The 18,643-nt window shown below is 68.0% G+C and carries 18 protein-coding genes; 11 read left to right on the top strand and 7 right to left on the bottom strand.

Annotation, left to right across the window (positions count from 1 at the left end):
- Positions 1 to 8: 8 nt before the first annotated feature.
- Together AB6807_RS11730 and AB6807_RS11725 are read right to left on the bottom strand one after the other, a co-directional pair.
- Complete coding sequence (locus AB6807_RS11730; protein WP_371084649.1) at positions 9 to 911, bottom strand: NAD(P)/FAD-dependent oxidoreductase; 903 nt, start codon at positions 909 to 911, stop codon at positions 9 to 11.
- Positions 901 to 1,362 (bottom strand): Rrf2 family transcriptional regulator, encoded by a 462-nt coding sequence (locus AB6807_RS11725; protein WP_371084648.1) that lies wholly within the window; start codon positions 1,360 to 1,362, stop codon positions 901 to 903. Before AB6807_RS11725 ends, AB6807_RS11730 begins: the two co-directional genes overlap by 11 nt.
- A gap of 246 nt (positions 1,363 to 1,608) precedes the next feature.
- Here AB6807_RS11725 and AB6807_RS11720 point away from each other — a divergent pair, with 246 nt between their 5' ends.
- Entirely contained in the window at positions 1,609 to 2,091 is a 483-nt protein-coding gene (locus AB6807_RS11720; protein WP_371084647.1) for an adhesin, read from the top strand.
- A gap of 69 nt (positions 2,092 to 2,160) precedes the next feature.
- Here AB6807_RS11720 and AB6807_RS11715 read toward each other — a convergent pair whose 3' ends face one another.
- The 5 genes from AB6807_RS11715 to AB6807_RS11695 form a co-directional block, all read right to left on the bottom strand.
- Positions 2,161 to 2,604: a MaoC family dehydratase gene (locus AB6807_RS11715; RefSeq protein ID WP_371084646.1), complete on the bottom strand. Its 444-nt coding sequence runs from the start codon at positions 2,602 to 2,604 to the stop codon at positions 2,161 to 2,163.
- A 10-nt stretch (positions 2,605 to 2,614) separates the two neighbouring features.
- Positions 2,615 to 3,907 carry a benzoyl-CoA 2,3-epoxidase subunit BoxA gene (gene boxA, locus AB6807_RS11710; protein WP_371084645.1) on the bottom strand — a complete coding sequence of 431 codons (1,293 nt, stop codon included), beginning with the start codon at positions 3,905 to 3,907 and terminating at the stop codon, positions 2,615 to 2,617.
- Positions 3,908 to 4,035: 128 nt separating this feature from the next.
- Complete coding sequence (gene boxB, locus AB6807_RS11705; RefSeq protein WP_116911813.1) at positions 4,036 to 5,463, bottom strand: benzoyl-CoA 2,3-epoxidase subunit BoxB; 1,428 nt, start codon at positions 5,461 to 5,463, stop codon at positions 4,036 to 4,038.
- A gap of 34 nt (positions 5,464 to 5,497) precedes the next feature.
- On the bottom strand, positions 5,498 to 7,174 hold the full coding sequence (gene boxC / locus AB6807_RS11700; protein ID WP_371084644.1) for a 2,3-epoxybenzoyl-CoA dihydrolase: 1,677 nt from the start codon (positions 7,172 to 7,174) through the stop codon (positions 5,498 to 5,500).
- Positions 7,175 to 7,314: 140 nt separating this feature from the next.
- Positions 7,315 to 8,256: a helix-turn-helix transcriptional regulator gene (locus AB6807_RS11695; RefSeq protein WP_371084643.1), complete on the bottom strand. Its 942-nt coding sequence runs from the start codon at positions 8,254 to 8,256 to the stop codon at positions 7,315 to 7,317.
- Positions 8,257 to 8,420: 164 nt separating this feature from the next.
- Between AB6807_RS11695 and AB6807_RS11690 the strand changes: the two genes are divergently transcribed.
- The 10 genes from AB6807_RS11690 (at position 8,421) to AB6807_RS11645 (ending at position 18,555) form a co-directional block, all read left to right on the top strand.
- Positions 8,421 to 8,912, top strand: coding sequence for a DUF4863 family protein (locus tag AB6807_RS11690; protein ID WP_371084642.1), 492 nt, complete (start codon positions 8,421 to 8,423; stop codon positions 8,910 to 8,912).
- Positions 8,909 to 10,459 carry a 3,4-dehydroadipyl-CoA semialdehyde dehydrogenase gene (locus tag AB6807_RS11685; protein ID WP_371084641.1) on the top strand — a complete coding sequence of 517 codons (1,551 nt, stop codon included), beginning with the start codon at positions 8,909 to 8,911 and terminating at the stop codon, positions 10,457 to 10,459. Before AB6807_RS11690 ends, AB6807_RS11685 begins: the two co-directional genes overlap by 4 nt.
- Positions 10,460 to 10,490: 31 nt before the next feature.
- Positions 10,491 to 12,038: a benzoate-CoA ligase family protein gene (locus AB6807_RS11680; protein WP_371084640.1), complete on the top strand. Its 1,548-nt coding sequence runs from the start codon at positions 10,491 to 10,493 to the stop codon at positions 12,036 to 12,038.
- A gap of 67 nt (positions 12,039 to 12,105) precedes the next feature.
- The gene (locus AB6807_RS11675; protein WP_371084639.1) at positions 12,106 to 12,909 is read left to right on the top strand and encodes an alpha/beta fold hydrolase; all 804 of its coding nucleotides are present in this window, start codon (positions 12,106 to 12,108) and stop codon (positions 12,907 to 12,909) included.
- The gene (locus tag AB6807_RS11670) at positions 12,909 to 14,108 is read left to right on the top strand and encodes an ABC transporter substrate-binding protein (protein WP_116911907.1); all 1,200 of its coding nucleotides are present in this window, start codon (positions 12,909 to 12,911) and stop codon (positions 14,106 to 14,108) included. Before AB6807_RS11675 ends, AB6807_RS11670 begins: the two co-directional genes overlap by 1 nt.
- A 146-nt stretch (positions 14,109 to 14,254) precedes the next feature.
- Entirely contained in the window at positions 14,255 to 15,127 is an 873-nt protein-coding gene (locus AB6807_RS11665; RefSeq protein ID WP_371084638.1) for a branched-chain amino acid ABC transporter permease, read from the top strand.
- Positions 15,124 to 16,074: a branched-chain amino acid ABC transporter permease gene (locus AB6807_RS11660; RefSeq protein ID WP_116911805.1), complete on the top strand. Its 951-nt coding sequence runs from the start codon at positions 15,124 to 15,126 to the stop codon at positions 16,072 to 16,074. Before AB6807_RS11665 ends, AB6807_RS11660 begins: the two co-directional genes overlap by 4 nt.
- Before the next feature lie 145 nt (positions 16,075 to 16,219).
- Positions 16,220 to 16,969 (top strand): ABC transporter ATP-binding protein, encoded by a 750-nt coding sequence (locus AB6807_RS11655; RefSeq protein ID WP_371084637.1) that lies wholly within the window; start codon positions 16,220 to 16,222, stop codon positions 16,967 to 16,969.
- Positions 16,969 to 17,670, top strand: a complete 702-nt coding sequence (locus AB6807_RS11650; RefSeq protein WP_116911803.1) for an ABC transporter ATP-binding protein — start codon at positions 16,969 to 16,971, stop codon at positions 17,668 to 17,670. Before AB6807_RS11655 ends, AB6807_RS11650 begins: the two co-directional genes overlap by 1 nt.
- Before the next feature lie 102 nt (positions 17,671 to 17,772).
- A complete protein-coding gene (locus tag AB6807_RS11645) occupies positions 17,773 to 18,555 on the top strand; it encodes a hypothetical protein (RefSeq protein WP_371084636.1) in 783 nt (260 codons plus the stop codon).
- The last annotated feature ends 88 nt before the right edge of the window (positions 18,556 to 18,643 follow it).

Raw genomic sequence — 18,643 nt, 5'->3', positions numbered from 1 at the left:
ATTTGAAATCAGCCGCCGAACACCAGCGACCGGTGCAATGAAACACCCGCCGTCAGCCCGTCCGCCGAGGCCAGCGTGGCATTGGTGAACGCCATGGCCGCATCACCCGCCGCGTACACACCGGGCACGGTCGTCATCTTCATGGCGTCCACGCGCAGCACCGGGCCGAGCGGGCCCTCGTCGAAGGCGCAGCCGAGCTGCTCGCCCAGCGGGCTGGCCGGACGCGTGCGCGGCACGACGTAAAGCGCGTCGATCGGCACGCGCCGTCCGTCGTCCAGCCGCACGGCGGTCAGGTCGGTGCCCGGGCCTTCGAGGCCGGCGACGCGCCCCGGCTCGATGGTCACGCCGCGCGCCTGCAGCTTCGCGCGCACATCGGCGTCGAGCGCGTCGCTGCCATTCAAAAAGAACGTGACCGGGCCCCACTCGGCGATCAGCAACGCGTGGTCCGGCGGCAGCGCGCCGGCGAACAGCAGGCCCAGTTGCCGGCCGCCGAATTCGTAGCCGTGGCAATAGGGGCAGTGCAGCACGCTGGTGCCCCAGCGTTCGCGCACGCCGGGAATGTCGGGCAAGCCGTCTTGCACGCCGAAGGCCAGCAGCAGCTTGTGGGCGGAGAGCTGCTCGCCGTTGTCGAGCGTGGCGGCGAACCCGCCCGCGTCGTCGACGCTTGCAGCGGCAACGCTGGCCTGCACGAACCGCACCGTCGGGTACGCGAGCAGCTTGTCGCGCGCGTCGGCAATCATCTTCAGCGGCGGCACGCCGTCTTGTCCGAAGAAGCCGTGCGACTGCGCGGCGAAGCGGTTGCGCGGCGCGCCCGCGTCGACCACGCACACGTTGCGGCGCGCACGGGCGAGCTGCATGGCAGCGGAAAGGCCGGCAAAGCTGCCGCCCACGATCAAGGCGTCATGGCGCATGTTCGATGTCCTTCAAGGTAAAGCCGCCGCCCGTCATACGGCGATGAAAGTCTTTGGAGAGGTCGGCCAGCGTGATGCTGTTGAAACGCCGAAGCAGCAACGCCTCCGCCTCCTGGCAGGCGCCGTCGAGCGCGGCATTCACGGCCTGCTCGACGATGCAGCCCGGGCTCTCGGTGCGGTTGCCCATGGCCAGCAGCGCGGGCGCGCCGACGGCGTTGTGGATGTCGCCCAGCGTGACCGCGCCCAGCGAGCACGACAGCACCCAGCCGCCGCCATGGCCCTTGGCCGAGCTCACGAAGCCGGCCTGCCGCAAGCCCGCCATCACGCGCCGCACGACGACGGGGTTGGTGTGCATCGCGGCCGCGAGCGACTCGGAGGTGACGGGGCCGTCCATCTCGGCCATGTGCAGCAGCACGTGGAGAACGCCTGAAAGCTTGCTGTCTCGTTTCATGCAACATTATTAGTTGCGTGTGTTGGAGCGTGCGCGCCCAGTGGCGGTTTGCACCTGCGCGCTGTCGGGTCTTTCCCTGTCCGACGTGTCGACGCGAGCGCGCGAGCCCCCGCCGCCGCTGACAGCCAGTTCCCACACGCAAGGGCGACTGTCGCGCACACGGCGACACGTGTGCCAACGCTGAAGGTGCAACCCGAACCAGCCGAAAGCCGGTTCGTGACCATTCAACGAAAGGAACAGTCACACATGAAGCAACAACAACACAAGCAAATCTTCGTCGGCGCCCTGCTCGCCGGCCTTCTGGCCGTGAGCGGCATGGCGCAGGCGCAAGGCGTGGGTGTAGGCGTGGGCGTGAATGCCGACGTGAACACCTCGGCGGGCGCGAAGGCAGCCCCCGCACAAGGTAGCGCTGCCAGTGCCAACACCGGCGCGGCCGCAGGCGCCAACACATCCGCCAACACGGGTGGTGCCGGCAACGCCGCAGGTGGTCTGGGCCAATCGGCAGGCGGCTTGCTCGGTGGCGCGACCGGCGCAGTTGGCGGCACGGTCGGCGGTGCGACAGGCGCTGTCGGCAACACCACCGGTGGACTGACCAACACCGTCGGCGGCACGCTCAACGGCGCGACCGGTGCCGCAGGCTCCGCAGGCAGCGGGCTGAAGGCCCCCGGCGCGGGCGTGAAGGCCAACGGCAAGGCCAAGGGCTCCGGCGCGGTCGACCTGACCAAGTAACAACCAGGCTGTCACACACAAAAAAACCCGCAGCGCTCGCGCGTTGCGGGTTTTTTCTTCGTGCAGCGCTCAGGCCGCAGGCTTGAGCTTGAACAGGCTGGTCACGTCCACCTCGAGCACTATCTGCTCGCGCTGGTTGAACAGCCGCCAGCGCCAGCGCAGGATGCCCAGCGTGGGCCGCTTCTCGGAACGCCGCACGTCGCTCACATCGGCCACCAGGCGCAGCGCATCGCCAGGCCGCACCGGATTCGGCCAGCGCACCTGCTCGAGCCCGGGTGACGCGAAAGACTCCGACCCCGCCAGCACCGCATCGACCACCAGCCGCATCGCGATCGCGCAGGTGTGCCAGCCGCTGGCGATGAGCCCGCCGAAGGGGCTGTCGGCGGCGGCGTGCGCGTCGGTGTGGAACCATTGCGGGTCGTACGCCCGCGCGAATTGCACGAGTTCGGCTTCGGTGAGCACGTAGGGGCCGGCCTCGATGACCTGGCCCGCATGGAAGTCGGCGAACTGCATCCGCCGCAGCTTAGTACGTTTCGAGGTGCAGCCGGCCTTCGCGCTTCAGTGCGGCGCCCACGGTGTCCCAGTCGAGCCCCGCGTCCTTCGCCACGTCGCGCAGCGCGAGCACCACGCCCTCTTCCATGCTCTTCAGCCCGCACACGTAGAAGTGGCTGCTGCCGTCCTTCAGCAGCGCGGCCAGGTCGGCGGCGCGCTCGCGCATCATGTCCTGCACGTAGCGCTTGGGTTGCCCCGGCGTGCGCGAGAACGCGAGGTTGATGTCGATGAAGTCCTTCGGCAGCGACTGCAGCGGCCCGAAGTACGGCAGCTCCTGCTGCGTGCGCGCGCCGAAGAACAGCATCAGCTTGCCGCCTTCGAACTTCCCGCTCTTGCGCAGCCGGCGGCGCCACTCGGTCATGGCGCGCATGGGTGCGCTGCCGGTGCCGGTGCAGATCATCACGATGTTCGACTTGGGGTGGTTCGGCATCAGGAACGACGAGCCGAAGGGGCCCACCACCTGCACCGTGTCGCCCACCTTCAGGTCGCACACGAAGTTGGAGCACACGCCGCGCACCGGGTCGCCTTCGTGGTCTTCGGTCACGCGCTTCACGGTGAGCGAAACGTTGTTGTAGCCGGGCCGCTCGCCGTTGCGCGGGCTGGCCACCGAGTACTGGCGCGCATGGTGGCGCTTGCCGATGGCGTCCACGCCGGGCGGCACGATGCCGATCGACTGGCCCTCGAGCACCGGGAACGGCACCACGCCGAAGTCGAGCACGATGTGGTGGGTCTCGCTGTCGAAGCCCGCCTCGGTGCAGTTGAAGTTGCCGACCACGGTGGCGGTCGTCGGGGTCTTCGGCGGAAAGAGGTTGGTGTACGCATGCGCCGCCGACCAGGGCGGCACGCTGGCGCCGTACTGCGCCGAATTGAAGACGGGCTCGACGGAGTCGACCGCCGCCTGGGCCTGCGCCTGCGCCTGTGTTTCCGCGGGCACGTCGGCAGCATCGGCCGCAGCGCCGGACACGCCGGCCGCCTCGAGCTCTTCAGGCGAAAGCTCCTCGGGCAGCGACTCCCAGGTCAGCTGCTCTTCGATGGTGTACGCGCGCACCAGCGGCATCGTGCGCCAGTTGTCGATCGAGCCCGTGGGGCACGGCGAGATGCACGCCATGCAGCCGTTGCAGGTGTCCGCGCGCACGACGTAGTTGTTGTCGTCGTGCGTGATCGCGTTCACGGGGCAGATGGCCTCGCAGGTGTTGCAGCGGATGCAGATCTCGGGGTCGATCAGGTGCTGCTTGATGACTCCGGCTTCAACGGCCATGTCCATGTCTTTTTCTCCTTTCCCTCGCCCCTTGGGGAGAGGGTCAGGGTGAGGGGGCGGCAGCTTGTCGTGGGGACGCCGCCTACCCTCACCCCTGCCCTCTCCCCCAAAGGGGAGAGGGAGTGATACCCCAATCAGCCGAAACGAACGTACTCGAAGTCCACCGGCTGGCGATTGATGCCCATCACCGGTGGCGAAATCCAGCCGGCGAACTTGCCCGGCTCCACCACGCGGCCCATCAACGATGCCACGAAAGCGAAGTCTTCGGAACTCGGCAGCCATTCGTCGCGCTTGGCGGCCCACTCGATGTCGTTCACCACGCGGCCGTCCGGCGACATCTTGATGCCCGCGAGCGCGCCGATCTGGCGGTTGAAGGCCTTGTGCGGCACGGTCAGGCGCGTCGGGATGCCGGCCTTTTCCAGCACCTTGTTCCAGCGGCCCACGCCGGCCACCGAGTCCTTGATGAAGTCGTCGCGCAGCACTTCGTTCAGCGCGTTGAGCATCGGCACGTCCTTCTCCACGAGCTGGCCGTCGCGCACTTCGAGCACCTTGTAGGTCTGGCCCTTGAGCACGTGGTCGTCGTCGCGCTTGCCTTCCTCGTAACGGCCCTTCAGGCCCGAGCTGTAGAAGATGGCGGCGTTGCTCGACTGGTCGGCGCCGAACAGGTCGATGGTCACGCTGTAGTGAAAGTTCAGGTAGCGCTGGATGGTGGCCAGGTCGATGCAGCCGGCCGCGCGGATCTTCTGCGCGTCGTCGGTCTTCAGCTCGTTCATCACCTGCGCGGTGCGCGCGATGACGCGCGACACGCCGCTCTCGCCCACGAACATGTGGTGGGCCTCTTCGGTCAGCATGAACTTGGTGGTGCGCGCCAGCGGGTCGAACGCGCTCTCGGCCAGCGCGGCCAGCTGGAACTTGCCGTCGCGGTCGGTGAAGTACGTGAACATGAAGAACGCCAGCCAGTCGGGCGTCTTCTCGTTGAACGCGCCCAGGATGCGCGGGTTGTTCGCATCGCCCGAGGTGCGCTGCAGCAGCGCGTCGGCTTCTTCGCGGCCGTCGCGGCCGAAGTGCTTCTGCAGCAGGTACACCATGGCCCACAGGTGGCGGCCTTCTTCCACGTTGATCTGGAACAGGTTGCGCAGGTCGTACATGCTGGGCGCGGTCAGGCCCAGGTGGCGCTGCTGCTCGACCGAGGCGGGCTCGGTGTCGCCCTGCGTCACGATGATGCGGCGCAGGTTGGCCCGGTGCTCGCCGGGCACGTCCTGCCAGGCCTTCTCGCCCTTGTGGTCGCCGAAGTGGATCTCGCGGTTGGCATCGCCCGGGTTCAGGAAGATGCCCCAGCGGTAGTCGCGCATCTTCACGTGGCCGAACTGGGCCCAGCCTTGCGGGTCGACGCTCACGGCCGTGCGCAGGTACACGTCGTGGTTGGTGGAGCCTTCGGGGCCCACGTCGTCCCACCAGTTGATGAAGTTGGGCTGCCAGCCTTCGAGCGCGCGCTGCAGCGTGCGGTCTTCGCCGAGGTTGACGTTGTTGGGGATCTTCTCGCCGTAGTTGATCGTGCTCATCGTTGTTCCTTGGGTTGTTCGGACGGTCGGGTGCTCAAACGCGGTTCAGGTCGAAGCCGGCCTTCTCGCCGGTGCCGTAGACCTTCAGCGCGCCCTTGTCGCCCACGGCGTTGGGGCGGTTGAAGATCCAGTTCTGCCAGGCGGTGAGCCGCCCGAAGATGCGGGTGTTCATGTTTTCCTTGCTCGCGAAGCGCAGGTTGGCTTCCAGGCCGGTGAGCGCGTCGGGCGACATGGCCGCACGCTCCTCGATGGCAATGCGGATCTCGTCGCTCCAGTCGATGTCGTCGGGCGCGGCCGTCACCAGGCCCAGCTTCACGGCCTCGTCGGCGTCCAGCGCCTTGCCGACGGCGGCGCGCGCGGCTTCCAGCGGCGCGGCTTCTTCGTAGAAACGGCGTTGCAGGCGGCTCTGGTCGTTCACCATCGGGAAGTAGCCGAAGTTGGCCTCGCCCAGCGTGAGCTTGGGTGCGCGGTCGGCGTCGTCGGGCAGCGCGAGCATGTAGGTGCGGTCGGCGGCGAAGGCCAGCTCGGCCAGCGTGCCGGCGAAGCAGGAGCCGGCCTCCACCAGCGCGAACAGGCTGCGCGACGACACGTCGAGGCGCGCCAGCGTGCGGCGCAGCGCGCCGATGGTCTCGCGCACCAGCCAGTGGTCTTTGTTTGCGAACATCACGGCGTCCGATGCGAGCACGGCGGCGGCGTCGCCCTCGGTCTTCAGCAGCCAGGTGCCGGTGTCGAGCTCGTTGGTGCGCAGGTTGAGGATGGCGTCGTCGAGCTCGCGGCACATCGCCAGCGGCCACCAGGCGGCGCCTGCCGCTTCGATGGCGGCGATGTCGGCCGGCTGCGCGCCGGTGGGCGCCTTGATGGTGATGGTGGCCGTGCGCTTGCTGCGGTCGATCTGCACGTTCACGTTCGAGTAGGCGATGCCGTCGGCGCTGTCGGTGCGCTCGATGCGGGTCAGCGCCACGCCCTTGCCGTCGGCGGGGCGGTCGCTGCCGGCGGCGAGCTGCGAGGCACGCTCCTGCACCGCGGCCGGGAACTGCGCGGGCTTGGCCACGGCGTCGACCAGGCGCCAGTCGACCGCGCGCTGGCCGCGCACGCCTTCCACGCTGGTGCAGAAGATGTCGGCCAGGTCATGGCGCACGCGGCGCTTGTCGGTCACGCGCGTCAGGCCGCCGGTGCCGGGCAGCACGCCGAGCAGCGGCACTTCGGGCAGCGACACGGCCGAGGAGCGGTCGTCCACCAGCAGGATCTCGTCGCAGGCCAGGGCCAGCTCGTAACCGCCGCCGGCGCAGGCGCCGTTCACGGCCGCGAGGAACTTCAGGCCCGAGTGCTTCGAGGTGTCTTCGATGCCGTTGCGCGTTTCGTTGGTGAACTTGCAGAAGTTCACCTTCCAGGCGTGGCTGGAAACGCCCAGCATGAAGATGTTGGCGCCCGAGCAGAAGATGCGGTCCTTGCCGCTGGTGACGATCACGCTGCGCACTTCGGGGTGCTCGAAGCGCACGCGGTTCAGCGCGTCGTTCAGCTCGATGTCCACGCCCAGGTCGTAGCTGTTGAGCTTGAGCTTGTAGCCGGGGCGGATGCCGCCGTCTTCCGCAATGTCGAGCACGAGGCGCGCGATGGCGCCGTCGAAGCTCAGCGACCAGTGGCGGTACTTGCCGGGTTCGGTGCGGTAGTCGACGCGCGCGGGCGCCTGGAGCGTGGTGGTGTCGGTCATGCAGAAGTCTCCTGTGGGGCTGTGTTCGGAAACCGTGAACAGGAAAGATAGTGCACTTTCTTGCTCCGATGACATGCATCATGCTGCATGCACACAGGCAAGTCAATGCCTGTTGTTCTTTTTTTCAGATTCGCGGCGGGCTAGACCAGGCCGATGGACTGGCGGGCCACGGCGCGCAAGGCCTGGAAGCTCTGCGACAGGCTCTTGCCGCTGGTGTCCACCGACAGGTCGGCCTTCGAATAGAAGGCGGCGCGGCCGTTCAGGATGCGGCGCAGGTCTTCCATCGCTTCCTTGCTCGCGGCCATCGGGCGGGTGTCGCCCTGCGCGGCCACGCGGCCCATGTGTTCCTCGGGGGCGGCCTGCAGCCACACGGTGGTGCAGTGCGACAGCAGCTCGTTGAAGGTGGCCGGGTCGGAGACGATGCCGCCGGGCGTGGCAATGACCACCTCGCTGTAGATCTGCACCGCTTCTTCCAGCGCGCGGCGCTCGTAGCGGCGGTAGGCGTTGGTGCCGTACAGGTCGTGAATCTCGCGCACGCTGCAGCCCGCGAGCTTCTCGATCTCGCGGCTCAACTCGATGAACGGAATTTCCAGGTCTTCGGCCAGCATCTGCCCCAGCGTCGACTTGCCCGCGCCGCGCAGCCCCACCAGCGCGATGCGGCGGTGGCGCGCCGGGTCGACCGAGGCCGTGCCCAGCAGTTCGCCCAGCGCCACGCGCACCCGGCGCAGGTCGGCTTCGCTGCGGTTTTCGAGCAGTTCGCGAATCAGCAGCCACTCGGGCGAGCTGGTCGTCACGTCGCCCACCAGTTCGGCCAGCGAGCAGTGCAGCGCGCCCGCCACCTGCTGCAGCACCAGGATCGACGCGTTGCCGATGCCGTATTCGAGGTTGGCCAGGTGGCGCTCCGACACGTCGGCCGACAGGGCCACCGCCTTGCGCGTGAGGCCGCGCTGCGCGCGCAGGTTGCGCACGCGATCGCCCAGCGCCGCCAGCAAGGGGTTCTTGGCCTCCCCGGCCTGGGTGGCGGCGCCGCCGTTGGCGCCTTCCGGCGCGGTGGCCAGCACCGCGTCTACATGCTCGTTCATGCAATTCCTCGTTCTTCGGCGGGATTGTGCGCGCTCAGGGTAAACACCATATATGCACTATATTGCTTGACACTCATTGTCTCGATGCTTATTGTTCGGCCACAAGCAAGATACTGCACACGCAGCAATCGCGCAAGGTCGTTTCCAACGTTCGAGGCCCCCCGATGTCCGACAGCAACCCAGCCACCCCTGGCAAGGCAGCATTCCACCAGTTGATTGCCGGCCTGACCGCAGAAATCGCCGGCAAGCCGCTCGACGGCACGCTCGACCAGTGGCTCAACGCCACCCACGGCGCCGGCAGCGCCCGCTTCGAGGCGCTGCGCCAGGCCTGCATCGGCGGCGTCGCCGAAGGCTGGCTGTGCGAGCGCGAAGGCGGCGGCATCAAGTACGGCCGCGTCTTCAAGGCCGAAGACGCGCTGCACCGCTTCTCGGTCGACGTGGTCGACATGCAGGACATCGCCGGCCCGCACCACACCCACCCCAACGGCGAGATCGACCTGATCATGCCGCTGGACGACCACCCCGCCACGTTCGACGGGCGGCCCGCGGGCTGGTGCGTCTACGGGCCGGGCACCGCACACCGCCCGACCGTGGCCCAGGGCCGCGCACTCGTTCTCTATCTACTGCCCGAAGGGCAGATCAAGTTCACCCCATGACCGAACTCCTTTCCAACTACGTCGCCGGCCGCTGGCAAAACGGATCGGGCGCCGGCACGCCCCTGTTCGACCCGGTGCTGGGCACCGAGCTCGCGCGGGTCGACGCCACCGGGCTCGACCTGCCGGCGGCCTTCGCCTTCGCCCGCGAGCAAGGCGGCCAAGCGCTGCGCGCCCTCAGCTACCGCCAGCGCGCCGGGCTGCTGGGCGCCATCGTGAAGGTGCTGCAGGCCAACCGCGACGCGTACTACGAGATCGCCACCGCCAACGCCGGCACCGTGAAGAACGACTCGGCCGTGGACATCGACGGCGCCATCTTCACCGTGGGCCAGTACGCCAAGTGGGGCGACACGCTGGGCGACGTGCATGCGCTGCGCGACGGCGACGCGGTCAAGCTCGGCAAGGAGCCGGTGTTCCAGTCGCAGCACCTGCAGCTGCCCACGCGGGGCGTGGCGCTGTTCATCAACGCCTTCAACTTCCCGTCGTGGGGCCTGTGGGAAAAGGCCGCGCCGGCGCTGCTGTCGGGCGTGGCCGTGGTCGTCAAGCCCGCCACCGCCACCGCCTGGCTCACGCAACGCATGGTGAAGGATGTGGTCGACGCGGGCGTGCTGCCCGCCGGCGCGCTCTCCGTCGTGTGCGGCAGCTCCGCCGGCCTGATGGATGCGCTTCAGCCCTTCGACGTGGCCTCGTTCACCGGCTCGGCCGAAACGGCGGCCATCATCCGCTCGCACCCCGCGGTGGCCGAGCGCTCGGTGCGCGTGAACATCGAGGCCGACAGCCTCAACAGCGCCCTGCTGCTGCCCGGCGCCGCGCCCGGCAGCGACGCGTTCAACCTGCTCGTGCGCGAAGTGGTGCGCGAGATGACCGTCAAGTCGGGCCAGAAGTGCACCGCCATCCGCCGCATCCTGGTGCCGGCCGAGGTGTACGACGCGGCGGCCGAAGCCATCGGCGCCAAGCTCGCGGGCATCAGCGTCGGCAACCCACGCAACGAAGGCGTGCGCATGGGCTCGCTGGTGAGCCGCGCGCAGCTGAACGCGGTGCGCGAAGGGCTCGACGCGCTGGCCGCGCAGACCACCGTGCTGCACGACGGCCGCGACAAGCCCCTGGTCGACGCCGACCCCGAGGTGGCCGCCTGCATCGGCCCCGTGCTGCTCGGCGCGCGCGATGCCGACGCGGCGCAGCGCGTGCACGACGTCGAGGTGTTCGGCCCCGTGGCCACGCTGCTGCCATACCGCGACCTGGCGCACGGCATCGCGTTGGCGCACCGCGGCCAGGGCTCGCTGGTGACCTCGCTGTACGGCAGCGACGACGCCGCGCTGGCGCAGGCCGCGCTGGCGGTGGCGCCCAGCCACGGCCGCGTGCACGTCATCACGCCCGAGGTGGCGCAGGCGCAGACCGGCCACGGCAACGTGATGCCGATGTCGCTGCACGGCGGCCCCGGCCGCGCGGGTGGCGGCGCCGAGCTGGGCGGCCTGCGCGCGCTCGACTTCTACCACCGCCGCACGGCCGTGCAAGCCAGCCCCGGCGTGCTCGCCGCGCTGGGCCTCTAGAAGAATAAACGGGCCCCAAGGAGACAACACGATGAGCCTGCCCCCCCGCTTCAATTTCGCCGAACACCTGTTCGGCCTCAACCGCGGCCGCGCCGAACGCATCGCCTACATCGACGACCGCGGCACGCTGAGCTACGGCCAGCTCGAGGACCGCGCGCGCCGGCTGGCATCGGCATTGAAGGCCGCCGGCATTCGCCGCGAAGAGCGCGTGCTGCTGCTGATGCTCGACAGCAACGACTGGCCGGTGAGCTTCCTCGGCTGCCTGTACGCGGGCATCGTGCCCGTGGCCGTCAACACGCTGCTCACGCCCGACGACTACGCCTACATGCTCGACCACAGCCGCGCGCAGGCGGTGCTGGTGTCGGGCGCGCTGCTGCCGCCGCTGCAGGAAGCGATGGCGCGCGGCGGCCATGAAGTGCAGGCGCTGTTCGTGTCGCAGCCCGTGGGCGCATTGCCCGAAGGTGCGCTGGAGTTCGACGCCGCCATCGCCGCCGCCCAGCCGCTGGCCGCGCCGGTGACCACCGCGTCGGACGACCCCGGCTTCTGGCTCTATTCCTCCGGCTCCACCGGCAAGCCCAAGGGCACCGTGCACACGCACGCCAACCTGTGGTGGACGGCCGAGCTCTTCGGCAAGCCGGTGCTCGGGCTGACCGAGAACGACGTGTGCTTCTCGGCCGCCAAGATGTACTTCGCGTACGGCCTGGGCAACGCGCTGACCTTTCCGCTGTCGGTGGGCGCCACCGTGGTGCTGATGGCCGAGCGGCCCACGCCCGACGCCACCTTCCGCCGCTGGACCGAGCACAAGCCGACCGTGTTCTTCGGCGCGCCCACGGGCTTCGCGGGCATGCTCGCATCGCCCAGGCTGCCGGCACGTGAAGCCGTGTCGCTGCGCATGTGCTCGTCGGCCGGCGAGGCCTTGCCGGGCGAGATCGCGCAGCGCTTCAAGGCGCACTACGGCTGCGAGATCATCGACGGCATCGGCTCCACCGAGATGCTGCACGTGTTCATCTCCAACCGCCCCGGCGACGTGCGCTACGGCACGACCGGCAAGCCGGTGGAGGGCTACGACATCGAGCTGCGCGGCGAAGACGGCCGTCCCGTGCCCGACGGCGAGGTGGGCGACCTCTACATCCGCGGCCCGAGTTCCGCGCTGATGTACTGGACCAACCGCGAGAAGTCGCGCGACACCTTCCAGGGCGGCTGGACCAAGAGCGGCGACAAGTACACGCGCGACGCCGACGGCTACTACACCTACGCGGGGCGCAGCGACGACATGCTGAAGGTCAGCGGCATCTACGTGTCGCCCTTCGAAGTCGAGGCCACGCTGATGCAGCACCCCTCGGTGCTCGAGGCCGCGGTGATCGGCAAGGAAGACGCCGAAGGGCTGACGAAGACCAAGGCCTTCGTGGTGTTGAAGGACGGCAGCGCGGCCACCGAGGAAGAGCTGAAGGCCTTCGTGAAGGAACGGCTCGCGCCGTACAAGTACCCGCGGTATCTGGAGTTCGTGAGCGAGCTGCCGAAGACGGCGACGGGAAAGATCCAGAGGTTCAGGTTGCGCGAGAAGGAAAAGCAGGCATGAGCCGCGCGTCTTCCTTGTCTTCCTCCCTCCCCTTCTGGGCGAAGGAGCAACAGCCGGGAGCGGCGCCATGACCCCCGACTTCGCCACCATCACCTGGCGCGGCCGCACCGTCCGCATCGAATGCCAGTGGATCGCACCTGAGAAAACCGACGCGCCCCTCATCGTCTTCCTGCACGAAGGCCTGGGCTCCGTCGCCATGTGGAAGGACTTTCCCGCGCAGGTGTGCGAAGCCGCCCACGCGCGCGGGCTCGTGTTCTCGCGCCCCGGCTACGGCCGCTCCACCCCGCGTGCCGACGACGAGATCTGGGACGTCGACTTCATGCACCGCCAGGCGCACGAGGTGCTGCCCGCGCTCTTCACCGCGCTGGGCCTCGGTGACCAGAAGCCCTGGCTCTTCGGCCACAGCGACGGCGGCTCCATCTCGCTGCTGTACGCCTCGCGCTTCCCCGAAAAAGTGGCAGGCCTCGTGGTGCTCGCGCCGCACATCTTCGTGGAAGACAAGACCGTCGCGAACATCGAGGTCGCGCGCACCGCCTACCTCGGCACCGACCTGCCGAAGAAGCTGGGCCGCTACCACGACAACCCCGACTCCGCCTTCTGGGGCTGGAACCGCATCTGGCTGCACCCGCCGTTTCGCGACTGGAACATCGAGGCCGAGCTCGACGCCATCCGCTGCCCCGTGCTCGCCGTGCAGGGCATCGACGACGAGTACGGCACGCTCGCGCAGATCCGCGACATCGCCACGCGCGTGCCCACCACCGAGCTGCTCGAAATCCCTGAATGCGGGCATTCCCCGCATCGCGATCAGCCGGATCGTGTCATCGTCGCGACCGCTTCTTTCATCACCAAAAACAGGAGACAGACACCGTGATCCCCTTCACCGCTTTCACCACTTTCACCCCGGTTCGCACCGCGCGCCTCGCCCTCACGGCCATCGCCTTCGCCGCGCTGGCCTCCGCCGCCGGCGCCCAGGGCACCGGCAAGCTCAAGGTCGGCCTGATGCTGCCGTACAGCGGCACCTACACCGCGCTGGGCGTGGCCATCGAGAACGGCTTCAAGCTCTACGTCGATGAACAAGGCGGCAAGCTCGCCGGCCGCGAGATCGAATACTTCAAGGTCGACGACGAGTCCGACCCCGCCAAGGCCACCGACAACGTCAACAAGCTCATCAAGCGCGACAACGTCGACGTGATCGTGGGCACCGTGCACTCGGGCGTGGCCATGGCCATGGCCAAGGCCGCGAAGGAAAGCGGCACCGTGCTCATCGTGCCCAACGCCGGCGCCGACGCCGTCACCGGCCCCATGTGCGCTCCGAACATCTTCCGCAGCTCGTTCAGCAACTGGCAGCCGGCCTACGCCATGGGCGAAGTCGCCGCCAAGCAGCAGGGCAAGAAGAAGGCCATGACCATCACCTGGAAGTACGCGGCCGGCGACGAGTCGGTCAACGGCTTCAAGGAAGGCTTCGAGAAGAACGGCGGCAAGGTCGACAAGCAGCTCACGCTGGCCTTCCCCAACGTGGAGTTCCAGGCGCTGCTCACCGAGATCGCCGCGGCCAAGCCCGATGCGGTGTACGCCTTCTTCGCCGGCGGCGGCGCGGTGAAGTTCGTCAAGGACTACCAGGCCGCCGGCCTGAACAAGACCATTCCGCTGTACGGCCCCGGCTTCCTCACCGACGGCACGCTCGACGCGCAGGGCGAGTCGGCCCAGGGCATGCTCACCACGCTGCACTACGCCGACGGCCTGAACACGCCGCGCGACACGGCGTTTCGCACCGCGTACGCCAAGTCGTTCAAGCTGCAGCCCGACGTGTATGCGGTGCAGGGCTACGACGCCGCGCAGATGCTGGGCGTGGGCCTGAACGCGACCAAGGGCGACATCTCGAAGAAGGCCGAGTTCGCCAGCGCCGTCGAGAAGGCGAAGATCGACAGCCCGCGCGGCACCTTCACGGTGAGCAAGTCGCACAACCCGGTGCAGGACATCTACCTGCGCAAGGTGGACGGCAAGGAAAACAAGCTGGTGAGCACGGCCATCAAGGGCCTGGCCGACCCGGCCCGCGGCTGCAGGATGTAAGCACGCCCCCGGGCCTCGCGCACTTCGTGTCGCTGCGCCACCCCCCTCGCCGGGGGCGACACCCGCGGTCCGGCAATGCCGGTTCCGCGGTGTCTGGCGAACTGCACCCCTCCCCTTAACGATCCCGCTCAGAGAGAACCTCCAACGTGGATTTCGGAACCTTTCTCGTGCAGTGCCTGAACTCCGTTCAGTACGGCTTGCTGCTCTTTCTCGTGGCCTCGGGGCTGACGCTGATCTTCGGGATCATGGGCGTCATCAACCTCGCGCACGGCAGCTTCTACATGATCGGCGCGTACATGGCGTTCGCGCTCGCGCCGCTGTTCGGCGACCAGTTCCTGCTGATGCTGGTGGCCGGCGTGGTGCTGGCGGCCATCTTCGGCTACCTGCTCGAATGGGCCTTCTTCAGCTACCTGTACCAGCGCGACCACCTGCAGCAGGTGCTGATGACCTACGGGCTCATCCTGGTGTTCGAGGAGCTGCGCTCCATCCTCGTGGGCAACGACGTGCACGGCGTGAAGGTGCCCGCGTGGCTCGACGGCAGCTTCGCGCTGGGCAACGTCATGAGCTACCCGTGGTACCGGCTGTTCGCGTCGGCCGCCTGCGTCGTGCTGGCCGTGGCGCTGTACTGGGTGGTGAACCGCACGCGCCTGGGCATGATGATTCGCGCTGGCGCGAGCAACCGCGACATGGTGCGCGGGCTGGGCATCGACGTGAAGCGGCTGTACCGCATCGTGTTCGCGGCCGGCGTAGCGCTCGCGGCGTTGGCCGGCATGATCGCCGCGCCCATGTCTTCCGTGTACCCCAACATGGGCGCGAGCGTGCTCATCATCTGCTTCGTGCTGGTGGTGATCGGCGGCATCGGCTCCATCACCGGGGCGCTGGTGGCCTCGCTGCTGGTGGGCTTCGTCGACACCTTCGGCAAGGTGTTCTTCGCCGACCTGAGCGGCATCGGCATCTACCTGCTGATGGCCATCGTGCTGATCTGGAAGCCCGAAGGGCTGATGGGGAGGCGGTCATGAAGAAGGCTTCGTTCCTGCTGCCCGTGGCCTGCGCGGTGGCTGTCGGCATCGCCGGTCCGCTGATGGGCAACTACGCGTCGGACTTCATCGTGAAGATCATGATCCTGTCGATCTTCGCGCTGAGCCTGGAGCTGCTGGTGGGCATGACCGGGCTCGTGAGCCTGGGGCACGCGGCGTTCTACGGCATCGGTGCCTACGTGACGGTGCTGGCCTCGGGCAGCGAGGGCGGCAACTTCGCGCTGCTGTTGCCGCTGGCCATGGCCGCGGCGGCGCTGTACGCGCTGTTCGTGGGCGCGCTGAGCCTGCGCACACGGGGCGTGTACTTCATCATGGTGACGCTGGCCTTCGCGCAGATGGCCTTCTTCGTGTTCCACGACACCAAGGTCGGCGGCGGCAGCGACGGCATCTACATGTACGTGCGCCCTGCGCTCGGCGCGCTCGACCTGGAGAACCGCACCGTGCTGTTCTACGTGGTGCTGGCGTCGCTGGTGTTCACCTACGGGCTGCTGGCGCTCATCCGGCGTTCGCGCTTCGGCGCGGCGCTGGCGGGCATTCGCGTGAACGAGCAGCGCATGCGCGCGGCGGGGTTCTCGGTGTACGGCTACAAGCTGGCCGCCTTCGTGCTGGCCGGCGCGCTGGCCGGGCTGGCGGGCTTTCTGCTGGCGTCGCGCGACGGCGTGGTCAACCCCGAGCTGATGGCGTGGCACAACTCGGGCGAGGTGCTGCTGATGGTGATCCTGGGCGGGCTGGGGCACCTGCGCGGCGCGGTCATCGGCGCCATCGCGTTCACGCTGCTGAAGGAAGTGTTCTCGACGCACGCCGTGATGGGCCCGCTGGCCGACCACTGGCAGCTGACGCTGGGGCTGACGATCATCGTGTTCGTGGCGCTGCTGCCGAAGGGGTTGATCGGGTTGGTGAAGCGGCTGTCGCCGAAGGAGGCTGCATGAGCGCGCTCCCTTCTTTCTCCCTCCCCCGCTGGGGGAGGGCCGGGGTGGGGGCATGCGGCCTTCGCAAAGACAGTGCCTCCACCAGCGCCGCGAGCCCCTATCCCCATTTTCCCCACCTTCCCCCGGAAGGGGAAGGTGCAAGACCATGAACGCACTGCTCTCCGTCGAAAAACTGACCCGCCGCTTCGGCGGCCTCACCGCCGTCAACGCCGTCACGCTCGACCTGCACATCGGCGAAGTCCATGCCGTCATCGGCACCAATGGCGCGGGCAAGTCCACCCTCATCAACATGCTCTCGGGCGAGATAGAGGCCTCCGAAGGCCGCATCGCGCTCGACGGCGTGGACATCACCGGCCGCGCGCAATCGCGGCGCGCGCGCGACGGCGTGGGCCGCAGCTACCAGCGCACGACCATCTTCCCGGAGTTCACGGTGCACGAGAACTGCCGCCTCGCCGCGCAGGCCGCCACCGCGAAGCCGTGGGCCATCTGGCAGGCGTCGCAGCGCTGCGCCACCAGCAACGCGTCGGCCGACGCGGCGCTCGAAGCGGCCGGCCTCGCGCATGAAGCGCAACGCATCGCCGGCACCATGAGCCACGGCGCGCAGCGCCAGCTCGAGGTGGCGATGTGCCTGGCCACGCACCCGCGCGTGCTGTTGCTGGACGAACCCCTGGCCGGCATGGGCGCCGAGGAAACCGACCGCATGCTCACGCTGCTCGCGCGGCTGAAGGCCACGCACGCCATCCTGCTGGTGGAGCACGACATGGACGCCGTGTTCCGCATTGCCGACCGCATCACGGTGATGGTGAACGGCACCGTCATCGCCACGGGCAACCCGCAGGAAATCCGCGAGAACCCTGAAGTGCGCACCGCTTATCTGGGCGAGGAAAAACACTGATGCTGCTCGTACGCGACCTCAACACCTACTACGGCAACAGCCACATCCTGCGTGGCGTGCACGCCGCCATTCCGGCGGCCACCTCGGTGGGCCTGCTCGGGCGCAACGGCATGGGCAAGACCACGCTGATCCGCACCGTGATGGGCTACGTGCGCCCGGCCTCCGGCGAGGTGCAGGTCGACGGCCGCACCGTCACCGGCCTGCCGCCGGAGAAGATGGCGCGCCTGGGCATCGGCTATGTGCCCGAAGGCCGCGGCATCTTCCCGAACCTGTCGGTGCGCGAGAACCTCGTGATGAGCGAGCGCGCCGGCATCGACGGCCAGCGCGCCTGGACCTTCGACCGCGTGATGGCGACCTTTCCGCGCCTGTCGGAGCGGCTGTCCAACGGCGGGCAGCAACTCTCCGGCGGCGAGCAGCAGATGCTGTCCATCGGCCGCGCGCTCATGACCAACCCGCGCCTGCTGATCCTCGACGAAGCGACCGAGGGCCTGGCCCCGCTGATCGTGGCGGAAATCTGGCGCGTGATCAGCGAGATTCGCGCGACCGGCATCGCCACGCTCATCGTCGACCGCGACTACCGCAAGGTGCTGGCCCACACCGACCTCGCGGTGGTGATGGAGAAGGGCCAGATCGTGCGGCACGGCGCGTCGGCCGACCTGCTGGCGCAGCCGCAGGCGCTGGAAGAGCTGCTGGGGGTTTGACGTTCGAGGATGGCGCGGGGGCGCAGCACGCGGGAGTTCCAGGAGCGCTCCAGCAGTACCCTTGACTTAGATTGAGGACCTTCAAACAAGAGAGAGGCCATCGTGCTCAAAGTCATCAATCAGGTCCGTCTCAAGCGAGCAACCAATGCCGAACACGGGAGCATCCAGACATTTCTGGAACAGTTGCTGGTGGAAGTGGTATCAGGGAACTATCGGTACTTTCTCAACGAACATCTCATCAACTCGGCCCCCGACCTCAACGAAGCTGAAGCTTATTGCTGGCCTCCACTCCTCGCCAACGAGAGGCAGGTCTCCGGTCTCTTTGCCAATGCCCTGGCCGCAGTCTGTCCGGTATCACGGCCAGAATTCACGATCTCTCGCCCCGGCGTCACAGACAAGCGCGGCAAGGAAGGGCCGGAGCGTAGCGGACGCATCGACTTCTTCGCCACGTATGGAAAGCGCTGCATCGGGCTGGAACTCAAGCAGATTCCAATATCGTCGCTAGGCGATACCTCGGCCAAGCGCGGACTCTCGGCCCGATGGGACAGCGTCAAGGAACAGTCATCCCAAGCGTTGTCGCACTTTCGCGGAGCCCCAAGCATCTACCCCCATCCAGTGACGGTGGGACTCCTGGTGATACGCGTGAGCCGAAAGGTCTCAAAGAAGAAAGCCCCCGCTGATGTCCGCACGGAAGCCGTGAACCAGATGACGTCGATGCTGCGAGACATCGGCTCCCGCCTGAAACCCGACTTCCTTGCACACTATGTACCCCCAGTCGAAATGCAGACGTTTCTGGGCTGGGGAAAGAACGAGGATGAGTACAGAGTTTTTCCCGGCGTCATCTTCGCTGGCGTCGTTCACGGAAAGCGGGCCGCGAAACGTTAGGCCGACTAGGAACAGCCCTGACGAGGCTGCCACCGGGTTTCACCTCTGTCCTGCGACAGTACGACAGCCGAATGATGGACGGCTGCGC

It is taken from the genome of Variovorax sp. RCC_210, assembly GCF_041355175.1.
GTDB lineage: Bacteria > Pseudomonadota > Gammaproteobacteria > Burkholderiales > Burkholderiaceae_C > Variovorax.
Note: the sequence above shows the minus strand (reverse complement) of the source record. Positions and strands in the feature narration are given on the sequence as shown.

What these genes read in the sequence shown, in the direction of transcription:
- boxC (WP_371084644.1), bottom strand. Translation starts at nt 7,174, where the DNA reads ATGACCGACACCACCACGCTCCAGGCGCCCGCGCGCGTCGACTACCGC.
- AB6807_RS11690 (WP_371084642.1), top strand. Translation starts at nt 8,421, where the DNA reads ATGTCCGACAGCAACCCAGCCACCCCTGGCAAGGCAGCATTCCACCAG.
- AB6807_RS11695 (WP_371084643.1), bottom strand. Translation starts at nt 8,256, where the DNA reads ATGAACGAGCATGTAGACGCGGTGCTGGCCACCGCGCCGGAAGGCGCC.
- AB6807_RS11660 (WP_116911805.1), top strand. Translation starts at nt 15,124, where the DNA reads ATGAAGAAGGCTTCGTTCCTGCTGCCCGTGGCCTGCGCGGTGGCTGTC.
- AB6807_RS11650 (WP_116911803.1), top strand. Translation starts at nt 16,969, where the DNA reads ATGCTGCTCGTACGCGACCTCAACACCTACTACGGCAACAGCCACATC.
- AB6807_RS11730 (WP_371084649.1), bottom strand. Translation starts at nt 911, where the DNA reads ATGCGCCATGACGCCTTGATCGTGGGCGGCAGCTTTGCCGGCCTTTCC.
- AB6807_RS11655 (WP_371084637.1), top strand. Translation starts at nt 16,220, where the DNA reads ATGAACGCACTGCTCTCCGTCGAAAAACTGACCCGCCGCTTCGGCGGC.
- AB6807_RS11715 (WP_371084646.1), bottom strand. Translation starts at nt 2,604, where the DNA reads ATGCAGTTCGCCGACTTCCATGCGGGCCAGGTCATCGAGGCCGGCCCC.
- AB6807_RS11675 (WP_371084639.1), top strand. Translation starts at nt 12,106, where the DNA reads ATGACCCCCGACTTCGCCACCATCACCTGGCGCGGCCGCACCGTCCGC.
- boxA (WP_371084645.1), bottom strand. Translation starts at nt 3,907, where the DNA reads ATGGACATGGCCGTTGAAGCCGGAGTCATCAAGCAGCACCTGATCGAC.
- AB6807_RS11680 (WP_371084640.1), top strand. Translation starts at nt 10,491, where the DNA reads ATGAGCCTGCCCCCCCGCTTCAATTTCGCCGAACACCTGTTCGGCCTC.
- AB6807_RS11725 (WP_371084648.1), bottom strand. Translation starts at nt 1,362, where the DNA reads ATGAAACGAGACAGCAAGCTTTCAGGCGTTCTCCACGTGCTGCTGCAC.
- AB6807_RS11685 (WP_371084641.1), top strand. Translation starts at nt 8,909, where the DNA reads ATGACCGAACTCCTTTCCAACTACGTCGCCGGCCGCTGGCAAAACGGA.
- boxB (WP_116911813.1), bottom strand. Translation starts at nt 5,463, where the DNA reads ATGAGCACGATCAACTACGGCGAGAAGATCCCCAACAACGTCAACCTC.
- AB6807_RS11720 (WP_371084647.1), top strand. Translation starts at nt 1,609, where the DNA reads ATGAAGCAACAACAACACAAGCAAATCTTCGTCGGCGCCCTGCTCGCC.